Consider the following 13,935-nt stretch of genomic DNA (forward strand, 5'->3'; position numbering starts at 1 on the left):
GCGGTGTCGTGCATGCTGAACACGAGAATGCGTGCCGAGGGATAGCGGCCGACGATGCGGCGGATCGCCTCGATACCGCCCATGCCGGGCATCGAAAGATCCATCACCGCCACATCCGGGGCGCACTCGCCGAATATGCGATAGGCCTCGTCGCCGTTCGCCACCTCGGCGACGACGTGGATGCTCGGTGTCTGTTCCAGCAGGCGCCGGAATCCCGCGCGCACGACGGCGTGATCGTCCGCCAGCAGCACCCGAATGTCCTTCTCCGTCATCTCAGACACCTCGCGCGACCGCCGTCAGCGGCAGCTCTATCGTGAGCGCGACACCACGCGCCTGCTGCGTCCACACCCGCACCGATCCGCCCAGCGCCTCGACACGCTCGCGCATTCCGGCGAGTCCGAAGCCATGGACGGGCGCGCTCGTGTCCATGCCGGCGCCATCGTCCTTGACTTCCACCTCGAGCGTTCCCGAGCGGCGGATGCACACCTCCACGTGCCGCGCGCGGGCGTGCCGCGCGACGTTGGTCAATGCCTCCTGCACCACGCGGTAGACGGTGATGTTGAGGCGGTCGCTCAGGCCGTCGAGAGGCGTTGCAATGTGCAGGCTGCAGACGACGTCCGGATTGCGCTGGCGCCACCCTTTCACGAGCTCCTGCAGCGCATCGTCCAGGCCCAGGCTGTCGAGGGTTTCGGGGTGCAGACGCTGCAGCATGCCGCGAACGAGCTCCATGATGTGACGGGTGACCGCGACCACCGCCTCGGCGCTCTCGCGCGGTGCCGGTTTGTTGTTTCTGGTCGAGTTGAGGACGGCGGTGCCGTCGGCGAGGATGGCCGTCAGGCACTGACCGAGTTCGTCGTGCAGTTCACGCGCCAGGCTGCGACGCTCTTCTTCCTGCACGCGGATCAACTGTTGCGAAAGCTGGCGGTTCTGCGTCACGCTCGACTGCAGCCGGTCCATCATGCGGTTAAAGGCTGCTGCGATGCGTGCAAGCTCGGGCAGATCGAGCGGCGGCATGCGCGTGGCGAGGTTGCCGTGCTCGATCTCGTTCAGCGCGCTCAGGATCTTGTTCACCGGGGCGAGTGCGCGCCCGACCAGCCAGTAGATGAGAACGTTGGTGACGACGAAGATCACCCCGGCAAGGCGCATGAGCCCGGTCGCATAGGTCCAGACTTCGCCGACCTCGAACGAGGGATCCGGCTTGACCTCCAGCGTGCCGATCGACTGACCGCTCACCAGGACGGTGCGCTGGATCGGTGTGATCCGGGGACCCATTGCGGCCACCAGGTCGGCAAACCAGCGGGGCGCAGAGGTCGCGGACCTGGCGGCGGGATGATTGGATTCGACGATACGATCGTTCGGATCCCGCAGCGTAATGGTCAGGTGGCGCACCTCGCCGAGTGCGGCGAGATGAAACAGGGGTGGCCCGTCGCCGGCGAGCCGGGCGCGCTGCAGTTCCGCGTCGAGAAAATGCAGCGCGAGATTGGCAGTGGATTCGATCTCCGCCTGTACGTCGCGCCGTGCTTCGCGCACGAGGAACACGCTGCTGGCCAGAAAGATGATCGCGAGCACGATGGTGATGACCAGGTTGAGGCGTAGCTTCAGGCTCATGCGGGACGATCTGCGGGTCGGCTCCCGCGGCGACGTGGTGGCAGCTGCGCGGTGCGCGGGATTATAACGGTCCTATTTCCCTGTTCCGGCGTCTGGTTCCATTCAACCAGGGTGCTGGCTGCGGGGAACCAGCCGGTGTTGCGCGGGCATCCTGTCCCAAGCGGCCGCATCGAAGAGGAATGGTAGAAAAAACAAGGCCGGGACGACTCTCGACCCGGCCTACACGTTCAGCCCTAGACGAAGCTTGAACAATGGCAGGGGAGTGCTTGCGCAATCCGCGTGCCACACGCGGTTTTCGATCTAGGGCGCAGCGTTTGCGGTGCGCGTCGCGCTTTCGGCACGTGCGGTGCCGGCGAGCGCGGAGGCGTCCCAGCCGCCGCCGAGCGCCTTGACCAGCAGCACACTGGCCGTGAGCCGCTGACCGAGGATGCCGACGGCGGTGCGCTCGTTGTTGAGCGCAACGGTCTGCACCGCGACGACGTTGAGGTAGCTCACGATCCCGGCCTTGTACTGATTGGTCGTGAGATCGACCGATTGGCGCGCGGCCGCCACGGCATCGGCCTGCACCGCGGCTTCTTCCTCGAGGATGCGCAGCGCGGCGAGATTGTCCTCGACCTCCTGGAACCCGGTGAGGACGGTCTGGCGGTAGGCGGCGACGTTGCTGTCATACGTCGCGCGCGCCTGCGCGGTGACGCCGCTGCGCAGCCCCCCGTCGAACAGCACCTGTGCGAGAGCGGCGCCCACCGACCAGTAACGGCTCGGCACGGAGAGCCAGTCCGCGGCGTCGGTGCTGCGGAAACCGCCGGCGGCCGAGAGCGTGAGCGTCGGGTAGAAGGCGGCGATGGCGACGCCGATCTGTGCGTTCGCCGCCGCCACCGAACGCTCGGCTGCCGCGATGTCGGGGCGGCGCTCGAGCAGCTCGGATGGAACGCCGACGGGAATCGCGGGCGGGGCGACGTCGAGCGGCGTCGGCGCGATCGAGAACTCCTCCGGCGGCTCGCCCATGAGCACAGCGATCGCATGTTCGAGTGCGGCACGCTGCACACCGATTTCGATCGCCTGCGCCTGCGTGCTCTTGAGCTGGGTCAGCGCCTGGACGACGTCGACACGCGCCGCCACCCCGGCGGCATAACGGTTCTTCGTGAGCTCCAGCGAGCGCTCGTAAGCGGCCGCGGTGTCGTCGAGCAGTCGTTTCTGGGCATCCGCGGTGCGCAGCAGGAAATAGTTCTGTGCGAGTGTCGCCTGTGCCGAGAGCCGCGCCGATTCCAGACTGGCAGCGGTGGACTGCGCGTTCGCCTCGCTCGATTCGACGGCGCGGCGCACGCTGCCCCAGAGATCGGGTTCCCAGCTCGCGTTGGCGGGCAGATTGTAGGTGGTGACGGGGCGCGTCGTGCTCGGCGCGTTCGGCAGGTTCGGCGACTGGCTGCGGACGGTGGACACCCCCATGCTCAGCGTCGGGAAATAGCCCGCGCGGGCCTGCTGCACCAGGGCCTGCGCGCCGCGAAACTGCGCTTCGGCAGCGAGAATGTTCTGGTTGGAGACGTTGACCCGCTCGACGAGCGCATTGAGCTGCGCATCACCGAAGACCTCCCACCACGGGCCGCGGCCCGAGTCGTCGCGCGGCTCGGCCGGCTTCCACTTGCCGGCTTCCTTGAAAGTCTGCGGCACCGGTGCGCTCGGGCGCACGTAATCGGGGCCCACCGTGCAGCCGGTGCCGAGCGTCGCGGCAAAAAGCAGGGTGAAGGCGAAGGCGCGTCGCATCATGCCGAGCGGGCCGCGCCCGGTGTGTCCGGCGTCCGGGCATGGCGCAGCCGCAGCGCCCACAGCCGGAAGCGGTCGAGATAGAGATAGACGACCGGCGTCGTATAGAGCGTGAGGACCTGGCTTACGATCAGGCCGCCGACGATGGCGATGCCGAGCGGGCGCCGCAGTTCCGCGCCATCGCCGCTGCCGAGCGCGAGCGGCAGGGCACCGAGCAGCGCCGCCATCGTCGTCATCATGATCGGCCGGAAGCGCAGCAGGCAGGCCTCGAAGATCGCCTGCCCGGGTGCGGCGCCCTTGAGGCGTTCGGCGTCGAGCGCGAAGTCGACCATCATGATCGCGTTCTTCTTCACCAGGCCGATCAGCAGGAACACGCCGATCAGCGCAACCACGCTGAACTCGGTGCCCGTGAGAATTAGCGCAAGCAGCGCGCCGACACCCGCCGACGGCAGCGTGGACAGGATCGTGAGCGGGTGCACGAGGCTTTCGTAGAGGATGCCGAGCACGATGTAGACCGCCACCAGTGCCGCGACGATCAGCCATGGCTGGGCATCGAGGGACTGCTGGAACACCTTGCCGGTGGCCTGCTGGCCGCCCTGGATCGTCGCCGGCAGGCCGATGCGCACCGTCGTGCCGTCGATCGCCTGCAGCGCCTGCGACAGCGGCACGCCCGAAGCGAGATTGAAGGAGATCGTGGTGGCGGCGAACTGTCCCTGGTGGTTGACGGAAAGCGGTGTGTTGGAAAGCTCGTAGCGCGCGAACGCCGAGAGCGGCACGAGCGTGCCGGCCTGGGTGCGCGCGTAGATGCCGTTGAGTGCCTCCGGTCCCTGCGCGTACTGCGGAGCGACTTCCATCACCACACGGTACTGGTTGCGGTCGGAATAGATGGTCGATACCTGCGACTGACCGAAGGCATTGCCGAGTGCGGAGGCGACGGCGTCGGCCGTGACACCCAGGCGCGCCGCGGTCGGGCGGTCGATCTTGAGCTCGGTCTCGAGGCCGCGCACCTCCTGGTCGGAGTCGACGTCGGTCAGCTCCGGCACGCTCTGCAGCGCGTCCTGCAGCTTGAGCGTCCAGCGGCGAAGCTCCGGGACGTCATCGCCTTGCAGGGTGTACTGATAGGTGCCGCTCGCCTGCCGCCCGCCGGCACGGACGTCCTGCACCGGGCTCAGGAAGAGTCGCGTGCCCGGATGGTCTGATGTCTTGGGGCGCAGGCGTTCGATCACCTGGTCGGAGGATTCGCGGCGCTGCGCGAGCGGTTTCAGCTGGACGAACATCATCCCGGCATTGCGCTGTCCGCCGCCGGTGAAGGCGGTGACGTTCTCCACGGCCGGATCCGCGCGGACGATCTCGGAGAGATCCGCGATTTTCTGCCGCATCGCCTGGAAGGAGACGCTCTGGTCGGCGCGGATGAAGCCCATCAGCCGTCCCGTGTCCTGCTGCGGTATGAAGCCCTTGGGAATTGCGACATACAGGTAGACGTTGAGCGCGATGGTTGCCGCGAGCAGCAGCATCATGAAGCGGCCGTGGCGCAGCGACCAGGCGAGGCTGTCGCGATAGCCGGCAAGCAGCCACGTGAAGACGCGTTCGCTCGCCCTGTACAGGCGACCGTGGTCGCGCTGGTCGCGCGGCGCGAGCAGTCGCGCGCACATCATCGGCGTGGCCGTGAGCGACACCACGAGCGACACCAGCACCGCGGCCGACAGCGTGACCGCAAACTCGCGGAACAGCCGGCCGACGATCCCGCCCATGAAGAGCAGGGGCAGGAACACCGCCACCAGCGACACGCTCATGGACAGCACAGTGAAGCCGACCTCGCGCGTGCCGAGGAGCGCGGCTTCCGTTGCCTTCATCCCGCGCTCGATGTGGCGCGAGATGTTCTCCAGCACGACGATGGCATCGTCGACAACGAACCCGGCGGCGACGATGAGGGCCATCAACGAGAGGTTGTTCAGGCTGAACCCCGCCAGATACATGACGCCGAAGGTCGCCACCAGCGACACCGGCACGGCAACGCTCGGAATCAGCGTGGCGCGCACGTTGCGTAGGAACAAGAACACCACGGCCACGACGAGCGCGGTTGCAATCAGCAAGGTGTGCTCGACCTCGCGCAGCGAGGCGCGGATGGTGGAGGTGCGCTCCATCATGAGTTCGAGGTTGACCGCCGCCGGGATCGAGGCGCTCAGGAACGGCAGAAGCTGGCGCACACGCTCCACGGTTTCGATGATGTTGGCGCCGGGTTCGCGCGAGATCGTGAGGATGACCGATGGCTTGCCGTTCGAGAGGCCGGCGTTGCGCACGTCCTGCACCGAGTCGACCACTTCCGCGACGTCTGCCAGACGCACTGGCGCATTGTTGCGATAGGCGATGACCAGCGTGCGGAACTGGTCCGCGTTCTCCGCCTGATCGTTGGCGTAGACCGCCCACTGGCGCTCGCTGTCTTCCAGGAAACCCTTCGGCCGGTTGGCGTTGGCCGAGGCAAGCGCGGTGCGCACGTCGTCGAGGCCGATGCCGTAATGGTTGAGCGCCGTCGGATTGAGCTCCACGCGCACCGCCGGCAGCGAGCTGCCGCCGACGCTCACCTGGCCCACGCCTTCGACCTGCGAGAGCTTCTGCGCCAGCACGGTGGAGGCGATGTCGTAGAGCTGGCCGGGTCCGTACACGCTGGAAGTGAGCGCGAGCACCATGATCGGTGCATCCGCCGGGTTCATCTTGCGATAGGTCGGATTGTTGGGAAGGCTCGTCGGCAGCTGCGCGCGCGCGGCGTTGATGGCGGCCTGCACGTCGTTCGCCGCGCTGTCGATGTCGCGTTCGAGATCGAACTGCAGAGTGATGCGGGTGTTGCCCTGGCTCGACCAGGAGGTGAGCTCGTTCACGCCGGCGATGCGTCCGAGCTGACGTTCGAGGGGAGTTGCCACCGTGGCCGCCATCACCTCGGGGCTCGCGCCGGGCAGCGACGCCGTCACCGAGATCACCGGGAACTCGACCTGCGGCAGGGGGGCGACCGGCAGCAGGCGATACGCCACGGCGCCGGAGAGGACGAGCGCCAGCATGAGCAGCGTCGTCGCGATCGGTCGGTCGATGAAGGGGGCGGAGAGGTTCACGGCTGCCGGCCCTCGGCCGCCGGGCCTGCCGGCCGCGGGGTGCGCGCGCGGTCGAGGCGGCGCGCGACGCGGTCGAAGGCGAGATAGATCACCGGGGTGGTGAAGAGCGTGAGCACCTGGCTCACGATGAGACCGCCGACCAGGGTCAGGCCCAGCGGGTGGCGCAGTTCGGAGCCGACGCCGCCGAGCATGAGGGGCAGGGCGCCGAGCAGCGCCGCCAGCGTGGTCATGAGGATCGGCCGGAAGCGCAGCAGGCAGGCCTGGTAGATCGCCTCGCGCGGGTCGAGGCCCGCATGGCGCTCGGCGTCGAGCGCGAAGTCGATCATCATGATCGCGTTCTTCTTCACCAGCCCGATGAGCAGGATGATGCCGATGACGGCGATGACGCCGAGTGGCGTGCCGGCGAGCATGAGCGCGAGCAGCGCGCCGACGGCGGCCGAGGGCAGGGTCGAGAGGATCGTGATCGGATGGATGTAGCTCTCGTAGAGCACGCCGAGCACGATGTACATGACGACGATCGCCGCGAGAATCAGCAGGAGCTGGTTGGTGAGCGAGGCGCGAAAGGCGAGCGCGGCACCCTGGAAGCTCGTCAGCACGGACGGCGGCAGGCCGATCTCGCGCGCCGCACCCTCGATGGCCGAGACGGCGGCTCCGAGCGACTCGCCCGGCGCCACGTTGAAGGAGATGGTGGCCGCGGGAAACTGCCCGAGGTGATTGATGGCGAGCGGCGCCGGTTCCACGCTTACCCGGGTCAGCGCATCGAGCGGCACCTGGGTGCCCGAGGACGAGGTGACGTAGATGCCGCGGATCGCCTCCGGGCCACTGCGGAATTCCGGCTTGACCTCGAGCACCACGCGATACTGCGTGGCCTGGGTGAAGATGGTCGACACCAGGCGCTGGCCGAAGGCATCGTAGAGCGCGTTGGAAATGGCGGCCGGCGTGACGCCGAGGCGCCCGGCCGTATCGCGGTCGATGTCGACGTAGACCTTGAGGCCGGCGTTCTGCAGGTCGCTCGCTACGTCGGCAAGCTGTGGCAGACCCCTGAGCACCTCGACCATGCGCGGCACCCAGGTGGCGAGTGTTTTCGCGTCTGCCGCTTCGAGCGTGAACTGGTACTGCGTGCGGCTCACGCTGTCCTCGATGGTGAGATCCTGCACCGGCTGCAGGTAGAGCGTGATGCCCTCCACGCGCGCGAGTTCCGGCTGCAGGCGCCGGATCACGTCGGTCGCGGTCACGCCGCGCTCGGCGCGTGGCTTCAGGTTGATCAGCATGCGCCCGCTGTTCAGCGTCGCATTGGTGCCGTCCACGCCGATGAAGGAGGAAAGGCTGGCGACCGCCGGATCGCGCAGCACCACGCGCGCGAGCGCCTGCTGGCGTTCCGCCATGGCGGTGAAGGAAACGGTCTGCGAGGCCTCCGAGATGCCCTGGATGATGCCGGTATCCTGCACCGGGAAGAAGCCCTTGGGCACGACGAGGTAGAGCACCACGGTGAGGACGAGGGTGGCGATCGCCACGACGAGTGTGGCCCCCTGGCGGTCCAGCACCCACGACAGCATGCGGCCGTAGCGCGCGATCACCGCGTCGAAGAACCCGCCCATCGCGCGGTAGAAGCGTCCCTGCCCGGCTTCCGGTGAGTGCTGCAGGAGCTTGGCGCACATCATCGGCGTCAGCGTGAGCGACACGACCGCCGAGATGAGAATCGCCACCGCCAGGGTGATCGCGAATTCGCGGAACAGGCGCCCGACGACTTCGCCCATGAAAAGCAGCGGGATCAGCACCGCGATCAGCGACAGCGTGAGCGAGATGATGGTGAAGGCGATCTGCCGTGAGCCCTTGAGCGCCGCCTCCAGCGGCGAGTCGCCGCTTTCGATGTAGCGCGCGATGTTCTCGATGACGACGATGGCATCGTCGACCACGAAGCCGGTGGCGACCACCAGCGCCATCAGCGTGAGGTTGTTGATCGAGAAGCCGGCGAGATACATGAAGCCGAAGGTGCCGATCAGCGACAGCGGCACCGCCACGCTCGGGATGATCGTCGCCGACAGGTTGCGCAGGAAGAGAAAGATCACCGTCACCACCAGGGCCACCGCCAGCAGCAACTCGATCTGCACATCGCGCACCGAAGCGCGGATGGTCACCGTGCGGTCGGTGAGCACTGCCACTTCGACCGAGGCCGGCAACGACGATTGCAGCTGAGGCAGCAGACGCTGGACGCGGTCGACCACCTCGATCACGTTGGCGCCCGGCTGGCGCTGGATGTTCAGGATCACCGCCGGTACCTCGTTCATCCACGCCGCGAGGCGCGCGTTCTCGGCATCGTCGATCACGTCGGCGACGTCGGAGAGATAGATCGGCGCCGCGTTGCGATAGGCGACGACGATGCCACGGTACTCGGCGGCGGAGCGCAACTGGTCGTTGGCGTCGATGGCATAGCTGCGCTGGGCGCCGTCGAAGCTGCCCTTCGCCTTGTTGACATTGGCGGCGGCGATCGCCGTGCGCACGTCCTCGAGCGTGAGATTCTGGGCGGCGAGGGCCTTCGGGTTGACCTGCACGCGCACCGCCGGCCGCTGACCGCCGGACAGCGTGACCAGGCCGACGCCCGACACCTGCGAGAGCTTCTGCGCGAGGCGCGTGTCGGCGAGGTTCTGGATCTCCGGCAGGGTCAGCGTCGGCGACGTGAGGCCGAGCGTCAGGATCGGCGCGTCCGCCGGATTCACCTTGCTGTACACGGGCGGCGCCGGCAGATCGGCCGGCATCAGGTTGGAGGCGGCGTTGATGGCCGCCTGCACGCCCTGCTCGGCGACGTCCAGGCTCAGATCGAGATTGAACTGCAGGGTGATGACCGAGGCGCCGCCGGAACTGGTCGAGGACATCTGCCGCAGGCCGGGGATCTGTCCAAACTGGCGTTCCAGCGGCGCGGTGACCGAGGAAGTCATCACCTCGGGGCTCGCGCCCGGGTAGAACGTCACGACCTGAATGGTCGGGTAATCGACTTCCGGCAGCGCGGAGAGCGGCAGCAGGCGATAGGCGAAGATTCCGGACAGCAGGATCGCCGCCATGAAGAGCGTGGTAGCGACCGGCCGCAGAATGAACGGCCGTGAGGGATTCATGGCGGAGGCGGCGGGCCGTTGCGGCGCCGGTTGCCGCCGGGCTTGGTGCCGGGCTTGGCATCACCCGTTGGCGCGCGCTGGGCGCTGCGACCATCGACGTCGACCCGGGTGCCTTCGCGCAACCGATCGGCGCCATCGACGACCACGACGTCTCCCGGCGCCACACCGGATTCCACCATCGCCGTATCGCCTTCGATCGTGGCGAGCTTGATCGGCCGCAGCGCGACCGTCTGCTCGGGTGTCACCGCGTACACGAAGGTGCCTTCGCTACCGCGCTGCACGGCGGCCACCGGGATCGTCGTCACGTCGTGGCGCGTATCGAGCAGCATGCGCACGTTCACGAACTGGTTGGGGAAGAGGGCGGCGTCGGTGTTGGGAAACTCGGCCTTGAGCTTGACCGTGCCGGTGGTGGGATCGATCTGGTTGTCGACGGTGAGCAGCGTGCCCTGGGCGAGGCGGGTCTTCTTCTCGCGGTCATAGGCATCGACGAGCAGGCGATCGCCGGAAGCAAGACGCCTCATCACGTCCGGCAGTTTGTCCTGCGGCAGCGTGAAGACCACCGTGATCGGCGCGAGCTGGGTGATCACCACCAGCCCGTTTGCGTCCGAGGCGCGCACGACGTTGCCGGGATCGACCTGGCGCAGCCCCAGGCGACCACTGATCGGCGCGGTGACGCGGGCGTAGGTGAGCTGCAGGCGCGCGTTGTCGACCTGCGACTGGTCGACCTTGATGGCGCCTTCGTATTGGCGAACCAGCGAGGCCTGCGTGTCGACCTGCTGCTTCGCGATCGAATCCTGATCGAACAGGGTCCGATAGCGGTCGAGATCGAGGCGGGCGTTGGCGAGCAGCGCCTGATCGCGCACGAGCTGCCCCTCCGCCTGCGCGAGCTGCACCTGGAACGGACGGGGATCGATCTCGGCGAGCAGGTCGCCTTCCTTGACGAGCTGTCCTTCCTTGAACGGCACCCGCATCAGCTGCCCCTCGACCCGGCTGCGCACGGTGGCGGTCTTGAGCGGCGTCACGGTGCCCAGACCTTCGAGGAAGATGTCGATGTCCCCCGTCCGAGCGGTAGCGGTGGCGACCGGAATCGGATGATCGCCCGGACCGAAGCCTTTCGGTCCCCCCGCAGCCTGGTCAGTGGTGGACGCGAGACGCGCGTAGGTGGCGTAGGCGATGCCGCCCACTACGAGCACGACGAGCAGCCAGAACCAGGCGTGGCGAAGGGTTTTCGGCTTAGGGGGAGCAGTTGGCCGCAACGGGGCCGTCGCGGCTTCCTGAATCTCTGGATCGGGTGTGATCTTCATGCGATGGCAGCCGCGAAACCTCGTGGCTGCTGTTGGATGATAGCGACAGCGTTCGCCGATCCGAGTTCGGCGCGTCCCTCTCGAAGTGATGGGGATTGGCTGTAAACAACCGACTGGTGGTTGATTTCAACCAATCGGTGGCGCGGGTTTGACCGCGCACAGCACAGGGGTTCCACGCAAAATCCATAAAAACAAAGGCCAGGGTGACGGGCCCTGGCCGGGAACATCAAAGCTGACAAGCCTTGACGGTGCTCGCAGATATCTGCGCAACCGGCGTGCCAAGAAACGGGCGGCTCCGTCACGCATCCTTGAAGCCGTACTTGTCCATCCGGTAGCGCAGCGTCATCCGGCTCACGCCCAGGCGGCGCGCGGCTTCCGAGACGTTGTTGCCGGCATCGCGCAGCGCCTGTTCGATGAGGATGCGTTCGGCCGCCTCCAGGGTCAGGCCCTTGAGCGGAAAGGAGTCCGCCATCGCCTGCGGCGTCTGGGTGAGCGCCAGGGCCTGCACGTCGATGACCGCGCCGTGCGAGAGCAGCACCGCCCGCTCCACCAGATGACGCAGCTCGCGCACGTTGCCGGGCCAGTGATAGCGGCTCATCGCCTCCAGCGCGGCGGGGCTGAAGCGATGTGACGGCAGGCCGTAGCGGCGGGCGGTCTGCTCCGCGAAATGACGGGCGAGCAGGACGATGTCCGCACCGCGGTCGCGCAGCGGGGGCACCGTCAGCGTGATGACGTTGAGGCGGTAATAGAGATCGGCGCGGAAGGTGCCCTCGGCGATCATCGCCGGCAGGTCGCGGTTGGTGCCCGCCATGATGCGCGCGTGGATCGGCCGTTCCTTCACGCTGCCCACCCGGCGCGTGCGGCGGCGCTCGATCACGTTGAGCAGCTTGGCCTGCAGATCCAGCGGCAGCTCGCCGATCTCGTCGAGGAAGATCGTCCCTTTTTCCGCGGCTTCGAGCAGACCGGCACGAGCGCCGACCGCACTCGTGAAGGCACCCTTCTCGTGACCGAAAAGCTCGGCTTCGATCAGGTCGCGCGGCAGGCTCGCGCAGTCGACCTGCACGAAGGGCTGCTCGCGCACCGGTCCGGCGAGATGCAGAAGGCGCGCGGCGACGTCCTTGCCGCTGCCGGTCTCGCCGAGGATGAGGACGGTGGGCGAAGGCTCGCCGCTGCCACCGCCCAGGCGTGCCAGACGGTGGATCTGGTCGCGCAGCCGCTGGATCGACGGGCTCTCGCCGATGAGCAGCGCGCCCTCGACGGCGACGTGGCTGTCGCGCTCGCGCGAATAGTCGAGCTGGTGGCGCATCTGCGTCGTGGCGAGCACCCGTTCCACCACCAGCCGCAGCTCGTCCAGGTCGATCGGCTTCTTCAGATAGTCGGCAGCGCCGAGCTTGATCGCCTGCACGGCGTCGCCGATCTCGCCATACGCGGTGAGCACGAGCGCCTGCGGGCGGTCGTCGCCGAGCGCGGCGAACTCCGCGAGGAAGTCGAGGCCGTTGCCGTCGGGCAGGCGCAGGTCGAGCAGCACGAGATCGGGCGCGGCGGCCTGCATGGCCTGGCGGCCGGCGGCGAGTGTCGTCGCGCAGGCGACTTCGAACTGCGCCGTCTCCAGCGATTTCGCGACCGCGCGCGCGAAGAGACTCTCGTCCTCGATGACGAGAATGCGGGCGCGGGCGGCAAGCTTCGGGGGCGGATTGGCGATGACGGCTTCCATCGAGTTCAGATTCGCGGCAGACGGATGCGCACTTCGGTGCCTCGCGGTGACAGATGCTCGAACACGATGCTGCCGCCGTGGACGTCGCACACCTTCATGGCGAAGGGGATGCCGAGCCCGGTTCCGAAACGCTTGGTGGAGGGGCCGGGCCCGAGATCCCGGCTGGTCGGCGAAAAGGGCATCCCGGCGCCTTCGTCGCAGATCGACAGGAACGCCGCATCGGCGGTTCCGGTCACACGCACGCTGACTCGTCCGGCGGTTGGCGACGCCTCGATCGCGTTCGACAGGAGACCCTGCAAGGCCTGCTCGATCAACTGCGGATCGACGCGGACCTCGCGGTCTTCCGCCCATCCTTCGCGGTGCAGTTTGAGTTCCTTCTGCTCGAATTTGGGCTGCAGCATCTGCGCGACATTGTCCAGAAGCGCGGAGAGCTTGCAAGGGGAGCGCTGCGGTGCCAGCGGATGCAGATAGTTGAGCAGCGACTGCGTCCAGCGGTCGAGCTTGTCGGCGGTCGAGATGATGCCGTGCAGGCCGTCGCGGATCTCGGGCGCGACAGGGGAGCGGCTCATCACCTGGGCGATGGCGCGGATGCTGGCGAGCGGGTTGCGGATGTTGTGCGCCACCACCGGCAGGAGCGCGCCCAGGGTGGCCTGCTTTTCCGCGCGCACGAGTGAAGCGCGGCTGGCCTCGAGATCCTCCGCCATCCGATTCACCGCCTGCGCCAGTAACCGCAGCTCCTCCGCACCACCTTCGGGCACCCGGTGCGTCAGGTCGCCGCCGGCGATCTTGTGCGCGGCCGATTCGAGCCGGGAGAGCGGGGCGACCACCTGCTGGTTGAGGAAGAGGCGTGAGAGAACGAGCAGGGCGAGTGCGAGCAGGATGGGAACGACAAAGAACAGGGGTGCCAGCACGTTGAGGGTGGCGAGCCGGTCCTGCTGCTCCGACTGCTGCAACTGGAGCAGCCGCTCGATGGCGCGGAAGGCGTCCTCGTACTCGCCGAGTCCCTCGCCTTCCAGCTCGGCATCGAAGATCCTCTGGCGCTGCAGGAGGCTCATGGTCGAGCGGCTTTCAAGGATGCCGTCGGACTGCTCCTTCACCGTGCGATAGGCCGCCTCCAGCCGGTGCATCGCTTCCCGCTCGCGGAGGTTGAGGGGGGATGCCTCGATGCGGGACAGGTGCTGCTCGATGCGCCGCTGGTACTGCTGGTACTGCTGCTGCGCGTACGGGTCGTTGAGGAACGCGCCGTCGAAGACTTCCTTTACCTGGCGGTAGAGATTCCCGCGCATGTCCTGCACTTCGTTCACGATGCCGTTGATGCGCGCAGCCTCCTTCGA

8 protein-coding genes are annotated in these 13,935 nt (G+C 67.5%); all 8 read right to left on the bottom strand.

All coding sequences use genetic code 11. The features are described 5' to 3' along the window. On the bottom strand, window positions 1-272 hold a 272-nt coding region (locus JNK68_14055), incomplete at its 3' end, for a response regulator transcription factor (protein MBL8541466.1). Between the two features lies 1 nt (window position 273). Further along, the gene (locus JNK68_14060; GenBank protein ID MBL8541467.1) at window positions 274-1,608 is read right to left on the bottom strand and encodes a HAMP domain-containing protein; all 1,335 of its coding nucleotides are present in this window, start codon (window positions 1,606-1,608) and stop codon (window positions 274-276) included. A gap of 300 nt (window positions 1,609-1,908) precedes the next feature. Then, complete coding sequence (locus JNK68_14065; protein MBL8541468.1) at window positions 1,909-3,372, bottom strand: efflux transporter outer membrane subunit; 1,464 nt, start codon at window positions 3,370-3,372, stop codon at window positions 1,909-1,911. After that, window positions 3,369-6,473, bottom strand: a complete 3,105-nt coding sequence (locus JNK68_14070) for a multidrug efflux RND transporter permease subunit (protein ID MBL8541469.1) — start codon at window positions 6,471-6,473, stop codon at window positions 3,369-3,371. Before JNK68_14070 ends, JNK68_14065 begins: the two co-directional genes overlap by 4 nt. Next, complete coding sequence (locus JNK68_14075; protein ID MBL8541470.1) at window positions 6,470-9,583, bottom strand: MdtB/MuxB family multidrug efflux RND transporter permease subunit; 3,114 nt, start codon at window positions 9,581-9,583, stop codon at window positions 6,470-6,472. The genes JNK68_14070 and JNK68_14075 overlap by 4 nt, the downstream gene beginning before the upstream one ends. Further along, the gene (locus JNK68_14080) at window positions 9,580-10,887 is read right to left on the bottom strand and encodes an MdtA/MuxA family multidrug efflux RND transporter periplasmic adaptor subunit (GenBank protein MBL8541471.1); all 1,308 of its coding nucleotides are present in this window, start codon (window positions 10,885-10,887) and stop codon (window positions 9,580-9,582) included. Before JNK68_14080 ends, JNK68_14075 begins: the two co-directional genes overlap by 4 nt. A gap of 298 nt (window positions 10,888-11,185) precedes the next feature. Continuing rightward, on the bottom strand, window positions 11,186-12,601 hold the full coding sequence (locus JNK68_14085) for a sigma-54-dependent Fis family transcriptional regulator (protein MBL8541472.1): 1,416 nt from the start codon (window positions 12,599-12,601) through the stop codon (window positions 11,186-11,188). 5 nt (window positions 12,602-12,606) lie between these two features. Beyond that, the coding region (locus JNK68_14090) for a HAMP domain-containing protein (GenBank protein MBL8541473.1) at window positions 12,607-13,935 on the bottom strand (1,329 nt) is incomplete at its 5' end.

Source organism: Betaproteobacteria bacterium, assembly GCA_016791345.1.
GTDB lineage: Bacteria > Pseudomonadota > Gammaproteobacteria > Burkholderiales > JAEUMW01 > JAEUMW01.

What these genes read in the sequence shown, in the direction of transcription:
- JNK68_14060 (MBL8541467.1), bottom strand. Translation starts at nt 1,608, where the DNA reads ATGAGCCTGAAGCTACGCCTCAACCTGGTCATCACCATCGTGCTCGCG.
- JNK68_14075 (MBL8541470.1), bottom strand. Translation starts at nt 9,583, where the DNA reads ATGAATCCCTCACGGCCGTTCATTCTGCGGCCGGTCGCTACCACGCTC.
- JNK68_14065 (MBL8541468.1), bottom strand. Translation starts at nt 3,372, where the DNA reads ATGATGCGACGCGCCTTCGCCTTCACCCTGCTTTTTGCCGCGACGCTC.
- JNK68_14085 (MBL8541472.1), bottom strand. Translation starts at nt 12,601, where the DNA reads ATGGAAGCCGTCATCGCCAATCCGCCCCCGAAGCTTGCCGCCCGCGCC.
- JNK68_14080 (MBL8541471.1), bottom strand. Translation starts at nt 10,887, where the DNA reads ATGAAGATCACACCCGATCCAGAGATTCAGGAAGCCGCGACGGCCCCG.